The organism is Bacillus sp. FSL K6-3459, from assembly GCF_038003305.1.
Lineage (GTDB): Bacteria > Bacillota > Bacilli > Bacillales > Bacillaceae > Bacillus > Bacillus pumilus_O.
Genome location: NZ_JBBOOW010000001.1, coordinates 3,210,228 through 3,233,134, shown reverse-complemented (window position 1 = coordinate 3,233,134; position 22,907 = coordinate 3,210,228). Strand labels below are relative to the sequence as shown.

Sequence of the window (22,907 nt, the reverse complement as noted above, 5' to 3'; positions counted from 1 at the left end):
GACTTTCTAACCTGTTCATTCAAAAAACGAAAACATTCCAAAACACGCACTATTCATTTAAAGCGCTGATATGACTGATGTTATAGAGTTTAAAGGACTTTAAAACATTGATTCAAAATACATCTTATTAATTGTCAAAAAATTTAGGGAGAAAAGGACAAAAGATTTTTCGATGCTTGATGGTAACGCTTACTCTTAATTGAAGCCAAAATTCAGGCTGATTTTTGTCCGTCTTTTGACCTTTTCATTTAAAGAGGAGCTAGGTCAATTCACCTTCTGATTAGAGGAATTTGGCATACGAGGAAGTGAAAGATTATGTTACATAATACCGATTGTGATTTTATGCTGAACCTATATACTGTTGATTGAATTTACATATCACACTCATAAAAAAAGGAGATGTAGATAAGCGATGTGGTTAATCGTTATAGCCTGTGTCATCATGTTAGGGATTGGCTTTATTGAAAAGAAGCGTCACCAGAAAAATATCGATGCCCTACCGGTGCGCGTCAATATTAATGGTATTCGCGGAAAGTCTACCGTTACAAGATTGACAACCGGTATCTTAATGGAGGCAGGTTATAAAACTGTCGGCAAAACAACGGGAACAGATGCAAGAATGATTTATTGGGATACGCCAGAGGAGAAACCGATTAAAAGGAAACCGCAAGGACCGAATATCGGTGAGCAGAAGGAAGTCATGAGAGAAACCGTTGAAAGAGGAGCAAATGCCATCGTCAGTGAATGTATGGCGGTCAATCCAGATTACCAAATTATCTTTCAGGAAGAGTTGCTTCAAGCGAATATTGGCGTGATCGTAAACGTTCTTGAAGATCATATGGATGTCATGGGGCCGACACTTGATGAAATAGCAGAAGCCTTTACAGCGACAATTCCTTACAATGGACACTTGGTTATTACGGATAGTGAATATACGGATTTCTTTAAAGAGATTGCGAAAAAACGCAATACAGAAGTCATTGTTGCAGATAATTCCAAGATTTCCGATGAGTATTTACGGAAATTTGAGTACATGGTCTTCCCAGATAATGCCTCACTTGCACTTGGTGTTGCACAGGCATTGGGAATTGATGAAGATACGGCATTCCGAGGAATGTTAAATGCGCCACCTGATCCAGGAGCGATGAGAATTCTTCCATTAATGGATGCGAAAACACCTGGACACTTTGTAAATGGTTTTGCGGCAAATGACGCATCATCTACATTGAACATTTGGAAGCGTGTGAAAGAAATTGGATATCCAACTGATGAACCGATTATTATCATGAACTGCCGTGCGGATCGTGTAGATCGAACGATCCAGTTTGCGGAGGATGTACTTCCTTATATTGAAGCAAGTGATCTCGTCTTAATTGGTGAAACAACAGATCCAATTGTAAAGGCATATGAGGATGGAAAAATTCCGGCTGACCACTTACACAACCTTGAATATCAATCTACAGAAGAAATTATGAACATGCTTGAGAAAAAGCTTCATAATCGAGTGGTTTATGGAGTCGGCAATATTCATGGTGCCGCTGAACCGTTAATCGAAAAAATTCAAGAATACAAAATTAAGCAGCTTGTCAGCTAGGAGGAAATATAGAAAATGTTCGGATCAGATCTTTATATCTCGTTAATTTTAGGTGTTCTACTTAGTTTAATCTTTGCAGAAAAAACAGGAATCGTACCAGCTGGACTTGTTGTACCAGGTTATCTAGCGCTTGTATTTAACCAGCCAGTTTTCATTTTAGTTGTCTTATCTGTCAGTTTGCTTACGTATGTCATCGTTCGTTTTGGTCTATCAAAATTTATGATTTTATACGGACGCAGAAAGTTTGCTGCGATGCTCATTACAGGGATTGCCTTAAAGCTTGTCTTTGATTTCTTCTATCCAGTGGTCCCATTTGAAATAGCAGAATTCCGCGGAATCGGTATTATCGTTCCTGGATTGATTGCAAACACGATTCAAAAGCAAGGTCTTACGATTACCCTTGGAAGCACGTTACTTCTAAGTGGTGCAACATTTGCCATCATGTATGTTTACTATCTATTTTAAGATAAGGTGTGTCCAATGATGAATAAAAAATTGAGCTTTCAGGAAAAGCTGCTGAAAATCACAAAGAGCCAAAAGAAAAAAACGAATAAACACGTGCTGATTGCTTTACCGATCGTCATTGCTTGTACATTTCTATTTACGTTTATCGGGCAAGCAAAAGTGCCAACTGTGCAAAAGAATCCAGAGAACATCCTGACCGCTTCGTTTGTCGGTGACATTATGTTTGGAAGAAACGTAGAGAAAGTAACAGACCGTTATGGAAAACAGCATCTCTTCCGCTATGCCAAACCATACTTTGATGTATCAGATTATGTGACTGGTAACTTTGAGCATCCAGTCGCATCAGATCAAGAACAAGCGGCGCAAAAGAATATTCATTTAAAAACAGATGAGGATTCTGTTAAAGCGTTGAAGGATTTAAATTTCTCTGCATTAAACTTTGCGAATAACCATGCGGCAGACTATGGTGAAAAAGGGCTGAACAAAACGATTGATGCCTTTGAACAAGCTGACATGGATTATACAGGCGCAGGCCGTAACCTTCAGGATGCGAAGCAGAACATTTCGTATAAAGAAGTAAATGGTGTCAAAATCGCTACACTTGGTTTTACTGATGTGTATGGGAAAGATTTTAAAGCAACGAATCGCCAGGCGGGTATCTTGCCAGCCGATCCATCTATCTTTATTCCGATGATTTCGCAGGCTGCTGAAAAGGCAGATGTCGTCGTTGTTCATGCTCACTGGGGACAGGAGTACAACAATGAGGTAAACGATAGACAAAGAGAATTGGCAAGAGCGATGTCAAAAGCTGGTGCTGATATCATTATCGGTGCTCATCCACACGTTCTTGAGCCAATGGAAGTCTATAACGGCACGGCGATCTTCTATAGCTTAGGAAACTTTATTTTTGACCAAGGTTGGTCAAGAACACGTGATTCTGCACTTGTTCAGTATCATCTGAATGAAGATGGAAAAGCGACATTTGAAGTTGTCCCAATGTACATCAAAGAAGCAACACCTGCACCAGTTAAAGCAGGATCTTTTGAATCAAAATCCATTATCCGTATGCTGACAAATGGTACGAATGCGGATTGGAAAGAAAAAGACGGACACATTTTCTTTGAAGTAGATCACGCTGATAAAGTTAAACACTTAAAAGAAAACGGAGGGAAAGAGAAGAAATGAAATTTCTAAAAGCCAGCTGGCCGTTTGTTGCGTTAATTTTAGTCTTTGTCTTTATGTCTGCTTTTAAATTTAGTGACAGCCTCACAGATCATGAAAAACAAAAGATCTCGGTTGAAATGCAGAAAATTGAACAACAAAAACAGTCAAAAACGGAAGCAAGTAAATAACTCTAACGAGCATAGAGGGCACGCATTGCGTGCTCTTTTTTGTCGAAAAAAGGTGTAAAAGGTGAGGTGTCATGCCGAAACTATAAAAGAAAGGAGGGAGAAAGATCATGAAATGGAAAGGTATAGTGATTGGTGGATGTGCGCTCGTAGGACTGATGTTCATGTCTCAATCAGAAGCAGCTACTCAAACAGCGTCTCCTTTGCAGCAGGCGGAAAAGTTGATTGGAACACCTTATCATAAAGGTGGAACCAATCCAAAAACGGGCTTTGACGCATCAGGGTTTACTCAATATGTGTACAAGACATCAGGCGCATTTGATTTGCCTCGTAAGGTGATCGACCAGTATCAGATTGGGAAAAAGATATCATGGGACAAAGCCCAGCCCGGTGACCTTGTATATTTTCGCAGCCTAGAAGAAACAAAGGATATCCCGACACATGTGGCGTTGTACGCTGGTAACGATCAGGTCATTCACATCACGCTTAGTCAAGGTGTGGTGAAAACAGACGTCAGCAAAAGCAAATACTGGACGGACCGATTTTATGCAGTCAAACGCCTGCCCGGCACACCGGAAATCTCGGATCATCGCCTTGTGAAAGATGCGAAGAAATATTTAGGTATTCCTTATGTATTTGGTGCAGCAGACCCTAAGATTGGCTTTGATTGTTCAGGCTTTTTACAATATGTATTTGAGAAATCACTAGGGATTTATTTACCTCGAAGTGCTGAACAGCAGTGGATGGTTGGAGAAAAAGTGGCATTAGATGATATACGTCCTGGGGATTTTGTCTTTTTTAGCAACACATACAAGCCAGGCATTTCGCATGTAGGGATGTATATTGGCGGCGATCGTTTTATTCATGCGAGCCGTTCAGAAAGTGTCACGATTTCTTATTTGTCCGAATCGTATTGGCGCGAAAAATGGACAGGTGCGAAACGATTAACGGAGCTGAAATTAGCAAAAGAAGACCCGATTGTCTCAAAAGCTGCTACGTTTATTGGTGAAGTTCCTTATGCCAAAGGTGGGACGAATCCAAAGCAAGGCTTTGACACAGCAGGGTTCACACAGTATGTGTATCGAGAAGTGCTTGGTATTGAGCTGCCGCGCTATGCGTCAGGTCAAGTCAAGGCAGGTACGTCTGTGAAGCGGTCGGAGCTGAAGCCAGGAGATCTCGTTTTCTTTAGTGGAACATCATTGATACCGGCGATTTATGCAGGATCAAACCAAGTCATTCATGTGACCGTCTCAAATGGTGTCGTGCTTACGAATATGAAAACAAGTACGTACTGGAAGGATAAGTATGAGACGGCAATTCGAATTAAAAAATAAAGAAAAAGCCCGATCAATGCTCTTATCGGACTTTTAGACTTATCTCTAGGCGCTGATCAGACAAGCGTCTTTTTTTCGTGGAATTGATTTTGTAAAAGCAGATCAATAAAGTAAGCAACACCGTCTTCATGATTGCCTTTTGTCATGTAAGTGCTCTTTTCTTTAATGATATCGACTGCATTCCCCATTGCAATGCGGTGGCCTGCTTCCTCAAACATGGATAGATCGTTTGGGCTGTCACCAATCGCATAAATATGTGAGCGATCTACGCCATAATGAGCTGCGAGCTTTTTGAGAGCATGTCCTTTCCCAGACTCTTTTGGAAGTACCTCAATGATATGTTTTCCAGAAGAGGTCAATGAAAGCTCAGGCATTTCCGCGAGAAGATCCCGTGCTTCCTGTAATTTGTTCATATCAAATGAGAAGCAAAGTAATTTATAGGTCGCTTCATTCGACTCAAAAATTTGGCGAATATCATCCACTGGTTTGATGCCGAATTGTTTGAATTGAGTCATTGCCCCTTCCCATAAATCAGCGATATCCTCATTTGGATTCGCGCTTTTGATCATATCAAATTCTGCTTTCAGCTTCTCTTTTCCATCAAAAGGAGAGAGGAGTGCATCGTCTGTGTAGACCTCAAAGTAAATGTTTCGTTCTACTAATGCTTTAGCGGCTCGTTTTCCTGCTTCTTGGTCAAGTGTGATACGGCTGAAAAGTTCATAACCTTCTGTATGAACGGTTCCGCCGTTTGCTGCAATAATCGGGATGTCCAAATCGCCAATCAGTTCCTTCACATCAAAAGTCGCCCGCCCTGTACAGATGGTCACAATATATCCCGCTTCCTTCGCGCGAATCAGTGCCTCCCTGTTTTGAGCAGATATTTCACTTTTTGTATTTAAAAGTGTACCGTCTAAATCAATCGCAATCATTTTTTTCATCGCTGTCAAATCCTCCTTCATGCATGCAATAACCTCTTCAAAGTATGTACGATTTCCTTCATTCTCATGAGCAATGAGATGGTTGTTCCTCACTATCAAGGCTAAACAAAAATGATCGAATGATCAAGGAAATAAGCCAAGGGGAAAGATCTCAACAATCAAAAAGCGCCCCTTAGGGACGCTTTCTGTTTATGATAATTCAAGCTGCTTCTTCAATTCAGTCTTCACTTCGTTTAGCTGATTTTGATCCAATTGGAAATAATAAACTCCGTTTGGCTGGTAATCAGAGCCTTTCAGCTGAATGGTATCCATCGATTTCAATGACGTTAGAAGCGGGAAAAGCCCGACTAGCTCTTTCATTGAAAGGTTGGTCGCAACATTATCACCAAGTGTATCAATGATATTGTCATACGACGGAATAGACGTTAACGATTTTGATTTATCAAAAATGGCTTTTAATACTTCCATTTGACGCTGTCCACGTAATAAATCGCTATCTGCTTTTCTTGTTCTCACATATGCGAGAGCTTGATCACCGTCTAGCGTATGAGTTCCTGTTTGAAGCTGTACCTTGCCCTTTGTATCTTTTAGAACCTGTTTGACCACATATTCATCCTTGACGTTAATAGAGACCCCGTTAAGTTCATTGACGATCTCTTTAAATGCTTTGAAATTACTTTGGATTACAAAATCAACCGGAATATCTAGTAAATTTTCGACTGTACTTACGGTTAAATCTGCACCGCCAAATGCGTGTGCATGTGTAATTTTGTCATAGCCATGCCCTGGAATATTCACGTATGAGTCCCTTGGAATGCTTAATAATTTTACGGTTTTATTTGTACGATTAACGGTTGCTAAGACCATCGCGTCGCTTCGTGCTTGTTTCACTGTTTCGCCCGGTCTGCTGTCAATACCAAGCAGCAAGACAGAAAAGCTGTCTTTCCCAGGATTGAATGCTTCAATCCGTTTGACAGATTGAGAGCCGCGATCTAAAGAAACTTGTGCTTTTTTTGCAGCGCTTGTCACTTTGTAGTAGGCATAGCCTGTGACAGAAGCGGTTGTCAGTAAAAGAATACCGACTATAAATAGAGTGACTTTCACCCATGGTTTTAAACGCTTTTTTCCTTTGCGTTTGCTTCTTGATTGATCCATATATTTTAAACCCTCGCTATGATTTTTATAGTAAAGATGTCCTTCTTTTTACTTACAAACTAAAACAAATATACCTTAAAACGGGATATAGTGCGACATTTTTTTCTCTAACGCTTAATTGACGTTTCCTTATCGTAAAAAGTTTCATTGATACGCAAATGAAATATATTTGTCATAAAACATCGAAATGTTTGAAGTAACAGAAAGTGAGGAAAATGATTTTTCATAGAGAAACATCCAGTACATACAGAACAAAAGAGGGGTTATGAACATGAAAAATCGGAATGGATGGCTTTATTTCTTCGGCGCACTTGGCGGCGCCTTATATGGCTATGATACAGGTGTCATTTCTGGCGCCATCTTATTTATGAAAGAGGATTTAGGGTTAAACGCATTTACAGAGGGACTTGTTGTCAGCTCGATTTTAATCGGAGCGATGCTCGGTTCCTCTTTATCTGGAAAGCTGACAGATCAATTTGGGCGAAAAAAAGCCATCATCGCCGCAGCGATTTTGTTTATTATTGGCGGATTTGGTACAGCCCTTGCCCCGAATACAGAAGTGATGGTCTCATTCCGAATTGTGCTAGGGCTTGCTGTCGGGTGCTCGACAACGATTGTTCCATTATATCTATCTGAACTTGCTCCAAAGGAATCGCGAGGAGCGCTGTCCTCATTAAACCAACTCATGATCACATTTGGTATTCTACTCGCCTATATTGTGAATTACACTTTAGCGGATGCAGAGGCATGGCGACTAATGCTTGGAATTGCGGTTGTTCCTTCTGTGCTTTTATTATGTGGGATTATGTTTATGCCGGAAAGTCCCCGCTGGCTGTTTGTCCATGGACAGGCAGACCGTGCGAAAGAAATATTATCTAAACTAAGAAAGAGTAAGAAAGAAGTGGAAGAAGAAATTTCAGACATACAACAGGCAGAAAGTGAAGAAAAGGGCGGTTTTAAGGAGTTATTTGAGCCATGGGTGCGTCCAGCATTAATCGCTGGTGTCGGTCTTGCCTTTTTGCAGCAGTTTATCGGTACCAATACGATTATTTACTATGCACCAAAAACATTCACAAGCGTTGGTTTTGGCAATTCAGCGGCCATTTTAGGAACCGTCGGAATTGGGGCAGTGAATGTCGTCATGACGTTTGTGGCGATTAAAATCATTGACCGTGTAGGGCGTAAAGCGCTGCTCTTATTTGGGAATGCTGGCATGGTCCTAAGTTTAATTGTCCTATCAGTGGTCAATCGATTTTTCGAGGGGTCAACAGCGGCAGGATGGACAACTATTATTTGTTTAGGGCTCTTTATCGTCATCTTTGCTGTCAGCTGGGGTCCTGTCGTTTGGGTCATGCTTCCTGAGCTTTTCCCGGTACATGTCCGAGGAATCGGTACAGGCGTCTCTACCTTCCTCCTTCATACAGGGAATTTAATCATCTCGCTTACTTTCCCAACTTTACTAAGCGCGATGGGTATCAGTAATCTTTTCCTCATTTATGCGGTCATCGGCGTAGGCGCCTTCTTATTTGTGAAATATATGGTGACTGAAACGAAAGGGAAAAGTCTTGAAGAAATTGAAGACGATTTAAAAAAGAGGAACCGTGCCGTCACAGGTGACGAAGGAAAAACGGTGTGAACCATGACCAGCTGCCCGCATGCAGCTGGTTTTTCTTTGTTAAACAAACGTTTAATCAAGAAAGGACAATCTCTCATCTTCTGAATGTGCTGCATATGACATACATATGGAACAGGCGAGCGAAAGGTGGAAATGAGATGAAAGGGAAAACGAGCATTGTCATGCTGACGTACAATGAACTTCATTTAACGAAAAAATGTATCGACAGCATCAAGCAGCATACCCGAAGTGACCAATATGAACTCATCATCGTTGATAATGCATCAACCGACGGGACGAAGGAATATGTGAGAGAGTTGAACGGTGTGATTTTCATTGAAAACAAAGAAAATCTAGGCTTTGCAAAGGGCTGCAATCAAGGAGCAAAAAAAGCGACAGGAGATAGCATTCTCTTTTTAAATAACGACACGATCGTCACGGAAAACTGGCTTTCTCCATTAAGGGAGGCGTTATTTGCATCAGAACGCATTGGGATGGTAGGACCAGTCTCCAATTATGTGAGCGGTTCTCAAATGGTCGAGCCATCGTATTCAGATGTGAAGGAACTGCCAGCTTTTGCGAAGAATTATACGGCTGCGAAAAAAGGTCAGAGAACTTATGTACATCGGCTTGTGGGATTTTGTCTGCTTGTAAAAAAAGAGCTCATTGAAAAAGTGGGGTTATTTGATGAGCGGTTCGTGTATGGATCATTTGAGGATGACGACCTTTGTTTGAGATCCTTGCTAAAGGGATATCAGCTTCAAATCGTTCACGATTCATTTGTGCATCATCACGGCCATGCAACCTTTCGAGCGAATCAAGAAACGAACATCTCGACATTGTTTGCAGAGAACAGGCTGCGGTTTTTAGATAAATGGGGCATTGATCTCAATTTGATGACCCCTCATCCGTACTTTGCGGATCTGCTTCCTGAAGATACTGCTTGTGTACTGGATGCGGGATGCGGCGCAGGGGCAACAGGGCTTGAACTATTGAACCGGCAGTCTGTTGACATGTACGGTGTAGAGGCTGATCCATTAAAAGCAGCCATCGCAAAGGCATATTACAAAGAAGTCATCGAGGCAAAAGCAGATGAGTACCCGTGGTTAGAGAAAGAGGCTTTTTTTGATGCGGTCATTTTTTCGGATGTTTTAGAGCATGTGTCAGATCCTTGGCACATGATTGAACAAGCGCATGCATCTTTAAAACCGGGAGGCGTGATCATTTGCTGTCTGCCCAACATGATGCATGCGGAGGTGCTACTCCCGTTAATGACCGGTGATTTTACGTATCAAGATGTAGGAATTTTAGATCGAGGTCACTTGAGGTTCTTCACACCAAACACAATGCGTGCGCTTTTCCCAGACCATTTGTTTGAACGGGTGATCGAGCAGAGGATCAATGTTCCGATAGATCAAAACGTGCAATTGTTTTTTGATGAGATAGCAAGAGTAGGAACGTCACTTGGCTTGCAAACAAAAGCGTTAACTGATCAAGTGACACTATATCAGCTTTTAATTGTCGTGCGTAAAAAAGGCGGGTCCCCTTCGGGATAACCGCCTTTTGCATTACCATTTGAAGCTTTTCGTTGCGCCTTCTGCACCAAAGTTCAAAATGCTGACTTTGACATCATATTCAATATCCGCTTCTTGAAAGAGTGTATCCCATTCGTCTCGATGTTTTTCCCAATAGTCAGGGTATTTAATACGAAACTGCCGGCTTAAAAAGATGGGATCAACGCCCACCTCTTTTTGTACATGATGAACCGCTTTTTGAATCCTTTGTTTGATTTTATTTGCAAAAAGACGCTCATATCTTTGGATGTACTGTTCATCATATGAATTTTCTGCAGGATACTGATCTTCAGAAAGCTTTCCATTTGTGTTGACAATAATTTTAAAGGAAATATGCCCATCTTTTAGATAAGGTTCAATCTTAGTTTTGGCTTTCTTAATTTCATATGTGATCGGAAAGCCTTTGTAAGTAGCTGGTACAACGCCGCCTGAGATTCGGTCCATCACCCAGTTTAAAGATTGGACATCCTTTGCAGGGATGAATCCGATCAGCTTTCGGTTTTTACCGTGAATGATTCCTGCCCCATCATAGATAAGCTCGCCGTCAATTGCATCTACACTTTGGACAAGGAAGCTAACGCCCATCTGGAAGTAATCAGATGCCCGGCCTATACGTGTTGGCAGCAAAATCTTTCCGTTAAAGTTTCGGTTTTTGGATGTTTCAAAGATATGTTCAACTGGAACTTTTTGCTGTGATTTCAATTTTTGATTGATTACTTTTGATGCATCACCACGTGACACGAGGAGATAGCTGCTTCGGCGAACTTCATCATCTCGAATAAAATGATTGAGCGTTCCTTGAATATCGTGATGCTCCGCTTGATTTTTGCCGAATAGAAAGATTTTTAGATGATCACTATAGATTGGCGGGTCTTTTAAGGAGACATTACTGACAGCCTCCAGCACGTTTTTCCCCTTCGAGACGACGTTTACATAGCCAGGAGAATCGGCCTCTTGTGTTCCGCCCATCTTCGGCACCAGGTTTTGATAAGTGAGCTTAACTCCTTTCTGATCCTCCTCATCTATTCCAACACCGCGCACAAATGATAATTTTTCAATATCTTTTAAGTCCCAGCATCCTGCTGATAGAAGGAAGAGACAGCAGGACAAAAAGATAAACAGTACACGTCTTCCTCTCATGCAGATCGACCTCCCCATTTTTTGCGTATCATCAGCAGAATGGCTGTAATAAAAGGAATGGCTAAAACGACGAACAACGCATAGCCGAGTAAAGTAGAGTAGTAAAAGACTTCATTGATATTTCTCGGAAATAAAGAGAGGGCAGAGGTAATCAAAAACAGCAGCCATAGCAGTCTCGTTACATTGGTCGTCTTAAAGACTGTGTGGCAACCTTTAATAGCAAATTGGAAAAAGCCAAGCATGCAAATAAACTGTTGGCACGTCCAAATCGTCAGCAAAAAAATATCAAATCGTTCAATGAAGACCCCTTCAAGTTCTAGTGCTTGAATGAGGGATACCGTCGGCCAGGTGAGGGATTTCGTTTCACCCACGGTCATAGAACCAATCACAATAAAGAGCGTGAGAGAATAGATAAGAGAAGTGATCCCAACCCCGATCGCAGCTGCCCATTTTGCTTTTGACCATTTGTCTTTATAAATAAGTGGTACAACAAACAAAATGACCTCAAAGCCAGTAAATTGAATAAAGGTTTGAGAGAACAGCTTACTAAAATCCTTAAATCCGTGAGCCATCACAGGACGCAAATAATCAAAATCAAATATTTTCAAACTAAACAGCATGAGCCCAATGTAAATAATCATCGTTATCGGATATATGTATGTCACCATTTTGACTATTGGAAAAATACCACTTTTCAAATGATAGATCGCGACGAGAAGAAAAATCATCACAATCACTGCCATGGGAGTCGATTCCAGCAGGAAAAATTGGACGACTTCCCCGAGAACACGCGCTTCAAAGCCGACAATGCCTAGTAAATAGACAATCAGCATTAAATTGAAGAACGTGCCAAAGATGGCTCCGGCTCCTTTTCTATTTGACTCAAAAATGGTATCCGGCGCATTTTTTTCAGCAATCCATCCTAACAAAAAAGCAACGAAAGCAAAGATGACTCCCTGTATTAATACAATGATCCAGCCATCAGGGAATCCTGAATTGGCAGAACTGCGAGGAATGGTTAAAATTCCAGCGCCTATCATTGTAGAGCTGCACAGAATGGTGACTTGTAACAATGATAGCTTCTCAGCTCTGTACATCGGTTAATCTCCTTGTCTTTTGAGATTTTTTATTTTTGCTGTTTTCGGCCTCGATTTAAATAGCCCAATTGGTAAACGTACGTACGTATCCTTTAAATCTGAAAACGGTGAAGACAAAACAGGTGTGAAATAGTCAAAACCAAAGGTCTTTAATTGCATCAAGTGACAAAGCACAAATAAATAACACATGATTAAGCCATATAACCCAAACATCGCTGAACTGAAAATGGCCATAAACCGCAAGATACGCAGCGGGAAACTAAAGTCATAGGATGGTGCCGTAAAGTCAGCGAGTGCCGTCAGCGACACAATAATCACCATTAAGGCACTGACGATATTGGCTTGGACAGCCGCCTGACCAATGATGACGCCGCCAATAAGCCCAATTGTCTGCCCGATCGCTCTAGGAAGCCGAAGTCCAGCTTCCCGCAGCAGCTCTATCGTAAAAGACATAAGAATAGCTTCAACAACAGGAGGGAACGGAACATTCTGACGGCTGCCTGCGATGGTGAGTGCCATCCGTGTTGGTAATAAGCCTGGGTGATAAGAGACAAGTGCAATGTAAAGCCCGGGTAAAAAAATCGTGAGCAAAACAGCGATATAACGGAGTAAACGTAAAAGAGTCGCACTAGTCCATCTCTGATAATAATCTTCAGGTGATTGCATCAAGGCTGTAAAGGTCATCGGTAAAATGAGTGCAAAAGGAGTGCCATCGAGTAAAATCGACACTTTCCCTTCAAGCACAGATGCAATCACCCTGTCTGGACGTTCTGTATTTTGAATCTGCGGAAAAATGGAGATGTGACTGTCCTCAATCAGTTGTTCAATATAGCCGGTTTCAGGGATGTCATCCAATTTAATTTCGGACATCCGTGATAAAACATCTTCTACTAATTTGGGATCAACAATATCACGAACGTAAATAAGGGCTGCAGACTTTTTATTGCGAGTACCTACATTCACCTTTTGAATGACAAGGTTTGGGTCGTTTGCCCGCTCACGAATTAAAGCCGTGTTTTTTTCAAGATTTTCAATAAAACCGATCCGAGGCCCTCTTACAAGGACTTCCGATTGCGGCTCTTCTACTTCTCTAAATTGAAAAAGGTTCGTTTGGAGCGCAAGTGCTTGAGTCGCACCATCTACAAATAAAATAGCCCTGCCGCTATATAACTGCTCGATGGCAAGGTTCATATCTTCCAGTACGTCATTTTGGATGCCAAAGAACGTTTTAGATAGGGCCGGAAGCGTACTAGGATCAACCTCGGTGATATCCAGTTCCTTTTGCATGGGTGAAATGATTTGTTTGGAAAGCATCTCAAATTCTGTGAGTCCTTCAACGTACATGAGACATGCAGAGATAGCAGAAGGGCCAAATGAAAATGAGTGGAACACGATATCATCACTTTTCCCGGCAAAGCTCTTGACGCGCTTGATGACGGACGCTATATCTTGTTCAATACGACTTTTCATAATACCTCACCCTCATGTCATGTTTTTTATAGAGTGACTCGGATTGCGGAAAATTATGCAAATAGAAAAAAGAGAATCCCTACAAATAGGAATTCTCTCGTCTGTTTATCTCGCAAGCCAGCCGCCATCAACAGCTAAAATATGACCGTTCATATAATCGGAGGCTGGTGAGCTAAGGAAAACAGCCGCACCGGCTAGATCCTCAGGCTTTCCCCAGCGTCCGGCAGGGATTCGTTTGAGAATCTCTTCATTTCGATTCTCATCGTCCCGAATGGCTCTGGTGTTATTGGTCGCAATGTAACCAGGAGCGATTGCATTCACTTGTATATGCTGGTTCGCCCATTCGTTTGCAAAAGCCTTCGTCAACCCTGCGACTGCGTGTTTACTTGCTGTATAGGCGGGGACAAAGACGCCACCTTGAAACGATAGAAGGGAGGCGATATTGACGACTTTCCCTTGCCCATTTTTCAGCATCTGCCGCCCAACCTTTTGTGTGAGGAAGAAGAGACTGTTGATATTCACATCCATGACTGTATGCCAATCTTCCTCTGAATAATGAGCGGCCTGCTCTCTTTTAATGGTGCCAGCATTATTGATTAAAATATCGACCGTATGCTTTTGTAACATGGCATCGACAGCCTGCTTTGCACTTTGAGGGTCGGAAAAGTCAATCTGAACCGCATGAAACGAGCGGCCCGCTTGTTCGACGAGCGATTTCGTTTCCTCTAGCGGTGTGTGGTGGTATGTGCCGATAATATTTGCGCCTGACCTAGCAAGCGCCACAGCAATGCCCTGCCCAATGCCGGTTCCAGGACCTGTCACAAGGGCTGTTTTGCCTTCAAGAGAAAAGAGGGATGCTACATAGGATGCTGTCGTCATCACATTACCTCAGCTGGTCCATTGGGACAAAGTCCATATCTTTGAACGTATAGTTCTCGCCAGCCATTGCCCAAATAAATGAATAATTCGCTGTGCCTGAGCCTGAATGAATGGACCAAGCAGGAGAAATAACCGCTTCCTCATTAGCCACAACGAGATGTCTTGTTTCAGATGGCTCCCCCATAAAATGAAAGACACGAGCATCTTCTTCGATATCAAGATATAAGTACACTTCCATACGCCGATCATGAATATGAGCAGGCATCGTATTCCATGTGTTATTGGTTTCCAGTTGAGTGATTCCCATCATGAGTTGACAGCTTTGGATGCCGTTTGCGTGGATAACTTGATATAGGTTTCGTACGTTTGAAGCAGTCGCTTCCCCTAAGTGATTCGGTGTTAATTCTGCGATGGCTGCTTTTTGCGTAGGATACGCTTGATGTGCCGTGGCTGATACAAGATAGAACTTGGCCTCCTCGCCGGATGAACTAGCAAACTGTACATCTTCGTGTCCAAGCCCAATATATAAGAAATCTTTGTGCTCCAGTAAAAAGGCTTCGCCATCGACAGTGACCGTTCCTTGACCGCCGACATTGACAATGCCGATTTCCCGCCTTTCAAGGAAATACTCCGTACGTAAAAAGTCGCCGGCATCTAATTTGAGAGGTTCCGCTGACGGCATGACTCCGCCAATCACCACGCGGTCCTCATGCGAATAGTAGAGCTTTAATTCACCACTGACGAATAGTGTAGGAATATGAAAATGACGACGAAGTTCCTCTGTTGTAAAACGTTTGACCTGCTCAGGGTGTACAGCATAACGATTTTCCATTTGAGATAAGCCTCCCTTTCCATCTGAAACAAAGTATGGATATTTTATTTGGTATCGGTTTCAAGGAAAATTTTAGAGGAAAAAGAGGGAGCCGTCAACCGTTAATTTGAAATCGCTTTCTTTTTGTTTATTTAAATGATTTTTTGACATCTTCAAGCAAAAAAATCTTCTGAAATACAAGAAGTTATGTTATGCTCTTTTTAAGTTATTTGAAATCGGTTTCGAAACAAATGAGAAGACATTGATTGTGGGAGTTTTTTGAATGAAAGAGAAAAAGCAAACGAAAGTGACCATCAACGAAGTGGCCGCTTATGCAGGTGTTTCAAAATCAACTGTATCTAGATATATCAATGGCAGAACAAATGAAATTTCTATTGAAAAGGTCAAAAAAATCAAAAAAGCCATTGAAGAACTGCATTATCGTCCGAGTCAGCTCGCTCAAGGATTGAAAGTAAGAAAAAGCAAAGTCATAGGGTTTATTGTAGCCGACATTACGAATCCATTCTCTGTAACAACACTTCGCGGAGTCGAAGAAATTTGTGATGAATATGGATACAGCATCATGGTATGCAACACAGATAACCGGCCAGAAAAAGAACGAGAAATGCTCCTCAAGCTGAATGCACATTATATTGAAGGGCTCATCATCAATACGACAGGCCAGAACAATGACATTTTGCATGATTTTAAGAAAGACGGTGTGCCGATTGTCCTTGTTGACCGGAAATTACCTGAACTAAAAGTCGACACAGTGACAACGAATAACCGTGATATCACAATCCAGTTGCTTCAACAAATGTACGAGAAAGGCTATGAACACATCGCCTTCTTTACTGAGCCGGTTGATGGGATCAGTCCTCGTGAAGAACGAAAAGAAGCATATGAACAGACAGCCATGAGTAAACATAAGAAACCTATTATTAAAGAAATTGATTTGAGACAAAAAGAACAATTGCGAGAAGAACTTGTCCATTTTGTTCAAACAAATCAGCAAAAAAAAGCAATTTTAGCAGCCAATGGATTACTGATGCTGAAGCTGATCAGTGAGCTTGTAGAACTCGGGTTAAAGATTCCAGAAGATATAGGCGTCGCAGGCTTTGATGATACAGAATGGTATAAGCTGATTGGGCCTGGAATCACAACGGTTGCCCAGCCATCTCATGAAATGGGGAAAGCCGCCATGCAAAAAATCAAGACTCGGCTTGAAGGGGATGAAAGTGCGCCCCAAACCATTCAACTTGATGGAGAAATCATCGTAAGAAAATCTTTATAAATAACAAACAGAGAAGAGTATACATATGTGCATGCTCTCTCTTTTTCAACTGATTTGAAACCGGTACCAAGAGAGGGGAGAAATGATTGAAAGCATTGGATGCAGTCACATTTGGGGAATCAATGGCGATGTTTTACGCAAAAGAAGCCGGAGAGCTTCATCAAGTGCATACATTTCAAAAGGCGCTTGCTGGTGCTGAAAGTAACGTGGCAGTCGGTTTGGCGAGGCTAGGTTTTGATGTGGGATGGATGAGCAAAGTCGGAGCAGATTCACTTGGCACATTTATTTTAGAAGAGCTTCAAAAAGAAGGAGTCGATACAAGTGCAGTGATTCGTTCAAATGATGGGGCCAAAACAGGGATCTTACTTAAATCCAAAGTGATGGATGGAGATCCTGACGTTACGTATTATCGCAAAGGTTCTGCTGCGAGCACCATGAGTCCAAGTGACTTTCCTGCGGATTATTTCAAACAGGCAGGGCATCTCCATATGACAGGTATTCCGCCTGCATTATCCAGTGAAACGAGAGCGTTTTCTTTTCATGCTCTTCAGAAGATGAAAGAAGCAGGCAAAACCATTTCATTTGATCCAAACCTTCGGATGCAGCTATGGGAAGAGGAGGAAGATATGATCCATACAGTGAATCAAATCGCTTATCAAGTGGATTGGTTTTTTCCGGGGCTTGCAGAAGGACAAAGGCTCACAGGCTGTCATGAGCCGGAAGAGATTGCAGATGTTTATTTACAAAAAGGCGTCAAGCTTGTGGTCATTAAGCTCGGTGCAGAAGGTGCCTATTATAAAAGTGCAGCCAATCAGGGGATGGTGAGCGGCTTTTATGTGCCCAATGTCGTGGATACAGTCGGTGCCGGTGATGGATTTGCCGTAGGGGTTATCAGCGGCTTACTGGACGGTTTATCATGTGAAAAATCTGTAACGAGAGGCAATGCTGTAGGAGCTCTTGCGGTGATGTCTCCAGGCGATAAGGACGGCCTGCCTACTCGGGAAGAGCTTCAGTCTTTTATAAAAGAAGCCAAACGATATCACAGACGGGAATATATGAAGGGGGACGAAGGGTATGGGGAAGTCAGCAAGTTTGAGCGTTAAAGAGCGTCTCGCAGCTTGTAAGCTAATCGCAGTGGTGAGAGCGGGGAGCGAAGCGGAAGGCATTGAGATCATTCAGCGTTTAAAGAAAAAGGGCGTTCGTGCCATTGAAGTGACGTATACCACGCCCAATGCGGAACGCATCATCGCATCCTTTCAGCATGAACAAAATCTGATTGTAGGAGCAGGTACAATCACCACCCTTCAGCAGGCGCAATCAGCCATTGACGCAGGCTCACAATTTATTGTCAGTCCAGGATATCTTCCTATCATTGGAGAGCATCTCTCATTTCACGACACACTCTATGTACCAGGTGTCCTCACCCCAAGTGAAATCATGCAGGCAAAAGCAGCTGGATACTGCTTGCTCAAGCTTTTTCCAAGCGGCTCCTTCGGTTTATCCTATATGAAAAACTTACAAGGCCCATTTCCAGACATTGAATTTATTCCAACGGGAGGGATTCATCCAACCGATGTGCCAAAATGGCTCAAAGCTGGCGCAGTGGCAGTAGGGGTCGGAAGTCAGCTTGAAAGCAGTACGGCAAAAGAATTACAAGCGGTTCTTTCTTCATAAATAGGCGCTATCAAATGAACAACTGGCAGATGAATGCCGGTTGTTTGTTCGTTTATGTGACATAACAGCAGGTGAATGCTGACTCATCACGTACAATATTTATGAAGGAGTGATAGAAGACATGTACATTCAACAAGATACACTTACAGATGGACAAATAGAGCAGCTGATTACCGCTCATTTAGAAGAAATGAAAAAGCATTCCCCGCCAGAAAGCATTCATGCCCTTCCGTTAGCTGAATTGAAAAAGCAAGGTGTCACAGTGTGGAGTGTTCGGGATGGAGAGGAGCTTCTTGGCTGCGGAGCGTTAAAGGAGCTGTCAAGTGATCACGGCGAAATCAAATCCATGAGGACCGCAGCTCTCCATATGAGAAAAGGTGTAGGAAGGTATATGCTGAATCATCTTCTCCAAGAGGCAAAAAGGCGCGGTTATACACGTGTCAGTTTAGAGACAGGTGCGATGTCTTTCTTCGAGCCGGCAAGAAAACTTTATGAGAGTGTTGGGTTTGATATTTGTCCGCCTTTCGGTTCATATGAAGAAGATCCAAACAGTTTATTTATGACAAAGGAATTATAGAGGTCGAGAGAGTATGCTTATAAGCAGCTCTTTTTTTATGCGCAATCTTTGAAAGGGGGAGGATGTGGTGAAAGGTTTAAAGTGGATCGGGGTGGGCGCCTTTCTCACTTTTTGTATCGTGTCTGTCATGTTTTTAACATTATTAGGTCAAGATTTATTTAAAATTGAAAGCGCTTCCGAAAGGGCGTCATCAACCTATCAATATCATTTTGTCCTTGTACCAGAGGAACTTGATAATGAATATTGGCAGCTAGTACAAAAGGGAGCTGCTGATGCGGCAGCCGCTCATCGCATGTATTTAGAATATTTGGGTCCGAAGCAAGCCGATATAGATGATCATTTGAAAACCATTGATATGGCAATCGCAGGGCATGTCGATGGCATTATGACACAAGGACTTGATGCGAAAAAATACAAACCGCTTTTTCAGAAGGCTAGGGAAAAGGGCATTGATGTTGTCACCGTTGATACGGATGCAGAGGGGAGCAAGCGCCAAGTGTATGTTGGCACGGACAATTATTATTCAGGCTTTATCGCAGGACAGGCACTCATCGCAGATACAAAAGGCGAACAGTACGTAGGAATTGTCACAGGCAGGCTTGATGCCGTTCATCAAAAGCAACGCGTCAAAGGATTTCGAGACGCCGTCGCCGCTGAAAAACGCATTCATATTGCTGGAATAGAAGAATCAGCCATTACAAAATCAGGGGCCTCCGGTGCTGCTTATAAATTATTAAACGATCATGCCAATCTCACTGCATTTTACGGCACGAGTGCATTAGATGGTGCAGGCATCATTCAAGTAACATCGCAATATCAATCGACCACAGATATCTATGTACTCGCATTTGATACGTTGCCAGATACGATTCAGGCGCTCGATGATGGAGAGATTGATGCCGTCGTTGTTCAGCACCCTTATGAAATGGGCTATCAAGCAGTGGAATCGCTTGTGCGTTTGCAAAAAGGAGAAAAAGAAGAACCGCTTCAGTACACAGGAACGAGTGTGATTCGGCGCGAGGATCTGCCGCTCCAGCAAACAGACAGAAGGCAGGGGATGCAGCCGTGAGAAGGATTCGAAGTAAGTTGCTACTGGCATTTTTAACCCTTGTGTTTCTTGGCAACGTGGCCGCTTTTTTCGTCTATTGGAGTAGCTCGAATATCACATCAGAATACAGCAGAAGCTTTCGTTCTTTTCTTCTGCTTAATGATATATCGACAGAGGCAAAAACGATGTATGAAAAGGTCAATGCGTATGCGATTGAAAAGGATCAGCAGTTTGCCCAAGAATATCTAGCTTCAAAACAAAAAATGAAATCCTACGACCAGGCATTGCGAAAAGATGCTGGGCTTCATGCGGCAATTCCTTCTATTGAAAAATATCAATATATGATGCGTACGCTCATCAATGAGAGTGATGCGACCATGACACATGTAAAAGAAGGAAAAATCAAAGAATATGCAGCAAGTGTGAAGGAAGTAAGAACCGTCTCCTCCTACATACAAGAGCAAACGATGACCTTGCTTGATGATGAATTGTCTGAATATCAAGTACTCTATCAATCTCTGCAAAAAAGGCACCAAACCTATGCGCTCTTCACCCTATGTTTGTTTACGTTGTCCATTGGGGTCGCATTATGGATGGCGTATATGATTGCTGGCGGAATCTCAAGACCAATCGTCCATCTCTCTCGAAGCGTAAAGGAAGTATCGGAAGGAAACTTTGATGGAGCGGACTTGCAAGTCACCTCAAAGGATGAAATATCTGTATTAAATGAGGCATTTCAGCGAATGCGTCAAGAAATGAAAATGATGATTGAAGAGATGAAACAAAAGGCAGCCTTAGATCAAAAAATCAAAGACATGAAGTTGAAGACGCTGCAAAACCAAATGAACCCCCATTTTTTATTTAATACATTAAACATCGTCTCACGCATGGCTTACTTAGAATCAGCGGATGCCACATCGAGATTGATTCAATCTGTTTCCACTCTCATGCGTTATTCGCTGTCAGCTCTTAGTGCATCCGTTACGCTAGAACAAGAAGTAAAAGTGGTCAAAGAATATTTTCATATACAAGAAACAAGATTTGCCGATCGTATCACATGCAAAACAACCATAGATGAATCCTGTTTATCTGTACTTATCCCAAGTCTCACCTTACAGCCGCTTGTTGAAAATGCCTTTATTCATGGCGTCGAACCAAAGGAGGAAGACGGACTTGTTGAGCTCTCGATCTATCAAGAAGGCGGCTATGTGATGATTCGGATTCGGGACAATGGGATGGGAATCAATGAACAAGAGAAAAGGAGATTGCTATCAGAAAAAGATGAGGAAGACCCAAACATCTTGAGTAAAGGGCATTCAACGGGAATCGGTCTTCGTAATGTGATATCAAGGCTGCGCTTGTTTTACGGGGTACAAAATGCTCTTCAAATTGATTCAAAGCCAAACGAAGGGACCACCATTCAATTGGCTATTCCGATGAAGGAGGGACCGGTATGCTGAACGTGCTGATTGTAGATGATGAAAAGATAGAACGGCTAGCGATGCGGAAGTTCATGACGGATTGGCTTCCAGAGTGTCATATCGCGGGAGAAGCGGAAAATGGAAAAAAGGCGGTTGAATTCGTGCGGACTAAGCCAGTTCATCTTGTGCTCATGGATATTCAGATGCCTGGAATGGATGGTTTGACAGCGATCAAGCAAATCAAAGCGATCAGTCCTCATACAAAATTTATTATGCTGACAGCCTACGATACGTTCGCTTATGCCAAGCAGGCGATGCAAGAAGGGGTGAAGCAATATCTCGTCAAACCGGCTGACAAAGATGAAACCATCGCCGCCATTCGAACGGTTGCGGCAGAGATTCAGCAAGAGGCGTCTCAGCGGCAGGCGGTGGCGGCTGGGCAGCAGTCAAAGTGGCTTGAAGCCCATGTCATCAACGGTCAATCCTATACCTCCACGGAATTCCAACAACTGTTTCATGAATTCGAAGCAGGTCTTGTCATCGCTGTGCAGCGTAAAATGGGGGATCAACTGTTGATGGATTTACAGACATCTCCACTTTTTCATACGGTACCGATTCAGGTGAGTGGTGAGCTGTTTACATGTCTCATTTATCGTCACCAAGCGTCTGGTCAGTTAAAAGCAGATATCCTACAGGCGATTCGAACTGCCACCACAAACGATCAGCCTTCACCGGTCGTTGGCATAGGGCACCCAGTCTCTAATCCGCTTTATCTTCAAAAAAGTGCAGCAGAAGCGAAGCTTTCCTATTATCAGCGGAAAAAGAGCCCCGGCGTTGTTCGTTATGGCTTTTACCAAACAGAAGAACAGTCTCATCCATTGATCCATTTGCCTGAGCTTGCAGACGATATGATGCAGGCGATGGAAGAAGGGAGAAGAGAGGATGCACTAGCTTTATTCGATGCCTTTGAACTAGAGGGGGCCACCCTGTCACAACTAAAAGAGTTGCTGATTTTATTTAAATCACGGCTCCGAACAGACTGGCCTATACTCACGATCAACACCGCAGCAGAATGCCGCCAGTGCTGTGAATATTTATTTGACGTGTACGAAGCAAGAAATCAGACTGTGAATGATATGGAGCGGGCAAAGCGCTACATCAAAACGCATTTTTGTGAACAGATCACGCTGGAGCAAACAGCCGCCTATGTTGATTTAAGTCCAACCTATTTCACAAAACGGTTTAAAGACGAGACAGGGCTGACATTTAAAGAATATGTGACGACCTGCCGGCTGGATAAAATTAAAAAACTTCTTAAAGACAGCTCGCTTAGTTTAAAAGAAATTACCTATCAGGCGGGATATACAGATCCCAATTACGTCAGCCGTGTGTTTAAGAAGATGGTCGGCTGTTCACCAAAGGAATATCGAAAACAGACCGTAAAAAAATGAAGAATTTCATAAAAAAGTGAA

General features: G+C 42.5%; 21 protein-coding genes. 14 read left to right on the top strand and 7 right to left on the bottom strand.

Annotated elements, in window-relative coordinates; all coding sequences use genetic code 11:
- Positions 1–412 precede the first annotated feature (412 nt).
- From pgsB to MHI35_RS16455, 5 genes are all read left to right on the top strand, one after another.
- Positions 413–1,594, top strand: coding sequence for a poly-gamma-glutamate synthase PgsB (gene pgsB, locus MHI35_RS16475; RefSeq protein ID WP_012011489.1), 1,182 nt, complete (start codon positions 413–415; stop codon positions 1,592–1,594).
- A gap of 15 nt (positions 1,595–1,609) precedes the next feature.
- Positions 1,610–2,059, top strand: coding sequence for a poly-gamma-glutamate biosynthesis protein PgsC (pgsC, locus tag MHI35_RS16470; protein ID WP_012011488.1), 450 nt, complete (start codon positions 1,610–1,612; stop codon positions 2,057–2,059).
- A gap of 18 nt (positions 2,060–2,077) precedes the next feature.
- Complete coding sequence (locus MHI35_RS16465) at positions 2,078–3,244, top strand: CapA family protein (protein WP_144520536.1); 1,167 nt, start codon at positions 2,078–2,080, stop codon at positions 3,242–3,244.
- Positions 3,241–3,411, top strand: coding sequence for a hypothetical protein (locus tag MHI35_RS16460; protein WP_003213661.1), 171 nt, complete (start codon positions 3,241–3,243; stop codon positions 3,409–3,411). Before MHI35_RS16465 ends, MHI35_RS16460 begins: the two co-directional genes overlap by 4 nt.
- Before the next feature lie 107 nt (positions 3,412–3,518).
- Complete coding sequence (locus MHI35_RS16455) at positions 3,519–4,742, top strand: C40 family peptidase (protein ID WP_211062571.1); 1,224 nt, start codon at positions 3,519–3,521, stop codon at positions 4,740–4,742.
- 56 nt (positions 4,743–4,798) lie between these two features.
- Here the strand turns inward: MHI35_RS16455 and MHI35_RS16450 are convergent, their stop codons facing one another.
- Entirely contained in the window at positions 4,799–5,680 is an 882-nt protein-coding gene (locus MHI35_RS16450; protein ID WP_186325005.1) for a Cof-type HAD-IIB family hydrolase, read from the bottom strand.
- Between the two features lie 189 nt (positions 5,681–5,869).
- The gene (locus MHI35_RS16445; RefSeq protein ID WP_211062570.1) at positions 5,870–6,835 is read right to left on the bottom strand and encodes an LCP family protein; all 966 of its coding nucleotides are present in this window, start codon (positions 6,833–6,835) and stop codon (positions 5,870–5,872) included.
- Between the two features lie 271 nt (positions 6,836–7,106).
- On the opposite strand from MHI35_RS16445, the gene MHI35_RS16440 reads away from it, so the two are divergent.
- Both MHI35_RS16440 and MHI35_RS16435 read left to right on the top strand, forming a co-directional pair.
- Entirely contained in the window at positions 7,107–8,471 is a 1,365-nt protein-coding gene (locus MHI35_RS16440) for a sugar porter family MFS transporter (RefSeq protein ID WP_144520548.1), read from the top strand.
- Between the two features lie 137 nt (positions 8,472–8,608).
- Positions 8,609–10,006 carry a bifunctional glycosyltransferase family 2 protein/class I SAM-dependent methyltransferase gene (locus MHI35_RS16435; protein WP_335349561.1) on the top strand — a complete coding sequence of 466 codons (1,398 nt, stop codon included), beginning with the start codon at positions 8,609–8,611 and terminating at the stop codon, positions 10,004–10,006.
- A 12-nt stretch (positions 10,007–10,018) separates the two neighbouring features.
- Here the strand turns inward: MHI35_RS16435 and MHI35_RS16430 are convergent, their stop codons facing one another.
- The 5 genes from MHI35_RS16430 to kduI all read right to left on the bottom strand — a co-directional run bounded on the left by MHI35_RS16430 (position 10,019) and on the right by kduI (position 15,442).
- Positions 10,019–11,164, bottom strand: coding sequence for a Ger(x)C family spore germination protein (locus MHI35_RS16430; protein WP_211062569.1), 1,146 nt, complete (start codon positions 11,162–11,164; stop codon positions 10,019–10,021).
- On the bottom strand, positions 11,161–12,261 hold the full coding sequence (locus tag MHI35_RS16425; protein ID WP_088002321.1) for a GerAB/ArcD/ProY family transporter: 1,101 nt from the start codon (positions 12,259–12,261) through the stop codon (positions 11,161–11,163). The genes MHI35_RS16430 and MHI35_RS16425 overlap by 4 nt, the downstream gene beginning before the upstream one ends.
- Positions 12,262–12,264: 3 nt before the next feature.
- Positions 12,265–13,731 (bottom strand): spore germination protein, encoded by a 1,467-nt coding sequence (locus MHI35_RS16420; protein WP_144520560.1) that lies wholly within the window; start codon positions 13,729–13,731, stop codon positions 12,265–12,267.
- 105 nt (positions 13,732–13,836) lie between these two features.
- Positions 13,837–14,610 carry a 2-dehydro-3-deoxy-D-gluconate 5-dehydrogenase KduD gene (gene kduD / locus MHI35_RS16415; protein ID WP_211062568.1) on the bottom strand — a complete coding sequence of 258 codons (774 nt, stop codon included), beginning with the start codon at positions 14,608–14,610 and terminating at the stop codon, positions 13,837–13,839.
- A 4-nt stretch (positions 14,611–14,614) separates the two neighbouring features.
- Positions 14,615–15,442 carry a 5-dehydro-4-deoxy-D-glucuronate isomerase gene (gene kduI, locus MHI35_RS16410; RefSeq protein ID WP_211062567.1) on the bottom strand — a complete coding sequence of 276 codons (828 nt, stop codon included), beginning with the start codon at positions 15,440–15,442 and terminating at the stop codon, positions 14,615–14,617.
- A gap of 262 nt (positions 15,443–15,704) precedes the next feature.
- On the opposite strand from kduI, the gene MHI35_RS16405 reads away from it, so the two are divergent.
- The 7 genes from MHI35_RS16405 (at position 15,705) to MHI35_RS16375 (ending at position 22,886) form a co-directional block, all read left to right on the top strand.
- The gene (locus MHI35_RS16405; RefSeq protein ID WP_335349560.1) at positions 15,705–16,715 is read left to right on the top strand and encodes a LacI family DNA-binding transcriptional regulator; all 1,011 of its coding nucleotides are present in this window, start codon (positions 15,705–15,707) and stop codon (positions 16,713–16,715) included.
- Positions 16,716–16,801: 86 nt separating this feature from the next.
- Positions 16,802–17,818 carry a sugar kinase gene (locus MHI35_RS16400; RefSeq protein ID WP_335349559.1) on the top strand — a complete coding sequence of 339 codons (1,017 nt, stop codon included), beginning with the start codon at positions 16,802–16,804 and terminating at the stop codon, positions 17,816–17,818.
- Entirely contained in the window at positions 17,790–18,389 is a 600-nt protein-coding gene (locus MHI35_RS16395) for a bifunctional 4-hydroxy-2-oxoglutarate aldolase/2-dehydro-3-deoxy-phosphogluconate aldolase (protein ID WP_335349558.1), read from the top strand. Before MHI35_RS16400 ends, MHI35_RS16395 begins: the two co-directional genes overlap by 29 nt.
- Positions 18,390–18,510: 121 nt before the next feature.
- A complete protein-coding gene (locus MHI35_RS16390; protein ID WP_335349557.1) occupies positions 18,511–18,966 on the top strand; it encodes a GNAT family N-acetyltransferase in 456 nt (151 codons plus the stop codon).
- Positions 18,967–19,093: 127 nt separating this feature from the next.
- Positions 19,094–20,035 (top strand): sugar-binding protein, encoded by a 942-nt coding sequence (locus MHI35_RS16385; protein ID WP_335349582.1) that lies wholly within the window; start codon positions 19,094–19,096, stop codon positions 20,033–20,035.
- Positions 20,032–21,474, top strand: a complete 1,443-nt coding sequence (locus tag MHI35_RS16380; RefSeq protein WP_211062563.1) for a sensor histidine kinase — start codon at positions 20,032–20,034, stop codon at positions 21,472–21,474. Before MHI35_RS16385 ends, MHI35_RS16380 begins: the two co-directional genes overlap by 4 nt.
- Positions 21,468–22,886, top strand: coding sequence for a response regulator (locus MHI35_RS16375; RefSeq protein WP_335349556.1), 1,419 nt, complete (start codon positions 21,468–21,470; stop codon positions 22,884–22,886). Before MHI35_RS16380 ends, MHI35_RS16375 begins: the two co-directional genes overlap by 7 nt.
- Positions 22,887–22,907 lie beyond the last annotated feature (21 nt).

Excerpts from the sequence above, each read along its gene's own strand:
- MHI35_RS16385 (WP_335349582.1), top strand. The coding sequence starts at position 19,094 with ATGTTTTTAACATTATTAGGTCAAGATTTATTTAAAATTGAAAGCGCT.
- MHI35_RS16405 (WP_335349560.1), top strand. The coding sequence starts at position 15,705 with ATGAAAGAGAAAAAGCAAACGAAAGTGACCATCAACGAAGTGGCCGCT.
- MHI35_RS16465 (WP_144520536.1), top strand. The coding sequence starts at position 2,078 with ATGAATAAAAAATTGAGCTTTCAGGAAAAGCTGCTGAAAATCACAAAG.
- pgsB (WP_012011489.1), top strand. The coding sequence starts at position 413 with ATGTGGTTAATCGTTATAGCCTGTGTCATCATGTTAGGGATTGGCTTT.
- MHI35_RS16375 (WP_335349556.1), top strand. The coding sequence starts at position 21,468 with ATGCTGAACGTGCTGATTGTAGATGATGAAAAGATAGAACGGCTAGCG.
- MHI35_RS16425 (WP_088002321.1), bottom strand. The coding sequence starts at position 12,261 with ATGTACAGAGCTGAGAAGCTATCATTGTTACAAGTCACCATTCTGTGC.
- MHI35_RS16450 (WP_186325005.1), bottom strand. The coding sequence starts at position 5,680 with ATGAAAAAAATGATTGCGATTGATTTAGACGGTACACTTTTAAATACA.
- pgsC (WP_012011488.1), top strand. The coding sequence starts at position 1,610 with ATGTTCGGATCAGATCTTTATATCTCGTTAATTTTAGGTGTTCTACTT.
- MHI35_RS16460 (WP_003213661.1), top strand. The coding sequence starts at position 3,241 with ATGAAATTTCTAAAAGCCAGCTGGCCGTTTGTTGCGTTAATTTTAGTC.
- kduI (WP_211062567.1), bottom strand. The coding sequence starts at position 15,442 with ATGGAAAATCGTTATGCTGTACACCCTGAGCAGGTCAAACGTTTTACA.
- MHI35_RS16420 (WP_144520560.1), bottom strand. The coding sequence starts at position 13,731 with ATGAAAAGTCGTATTGAACAAGATATAGCGTCCGTCATCAAGCGCGTC.
- MHI35_RS16395 (WP_335349558.1), top strand. The coding sequence starts at position 17,790 with ATGGGGAAGTCAGCAAGTTTGAGCGTTAAAGAGCGTCTCGCAGCTTGT.
- MHI35_RS16440 (WP_144520548.1), top strand. The coding sequence starts at position 7,107 with ATGAAAAATCGGAATGGATGGCTTTATTTCTTCGGCGCACTTGGCGGC.
- MHI35_RS16435 (WP_335349561.1), top strand. The coding sequence starts at position 8,609 with ATGAAAGGGAAAACGAGCATTGTCATGCTGACGTACAATGAACTTCAT.
- MHI35_RS16430 (WP_211062569.1), bottom strand. The coding sequence starts at position 11,164 with ATGAGAGGAAGACGTGTACTGTTTATCTTTTTGTCCTGCTGTCTCTTC.
- MHI35_RS16445 (WP_211062570.1), bottom strand. The coding sequence starts at position 6,835 with ATGGATCAATCAAGAAGCAAACGCAAAGGAAAAAAGCGTTTAAAACCA.
- MHI35_RS16455 (WP_211062571.1), top strand. The coding sequence starts at position 3,519 with ATGAAATGGAAAGGTATAGTGATTGGTGGATGTGCGCTCGTAGGACTG.
- kduD (WP_211062568.1), bottom strand. The coding sequence starts at position 14,610 with ATGACGACAGCATCCTATGTAGCATCCCTCTTTTCTCTTGAAGGCAAA.
- MHI35_RS16390 (WP_335349557.1), top strand. The coding sequence starts at position 18,511 with ATGTACATTCAACAAGATACACTTACAGATGGACAAATAGAGCAGCTG.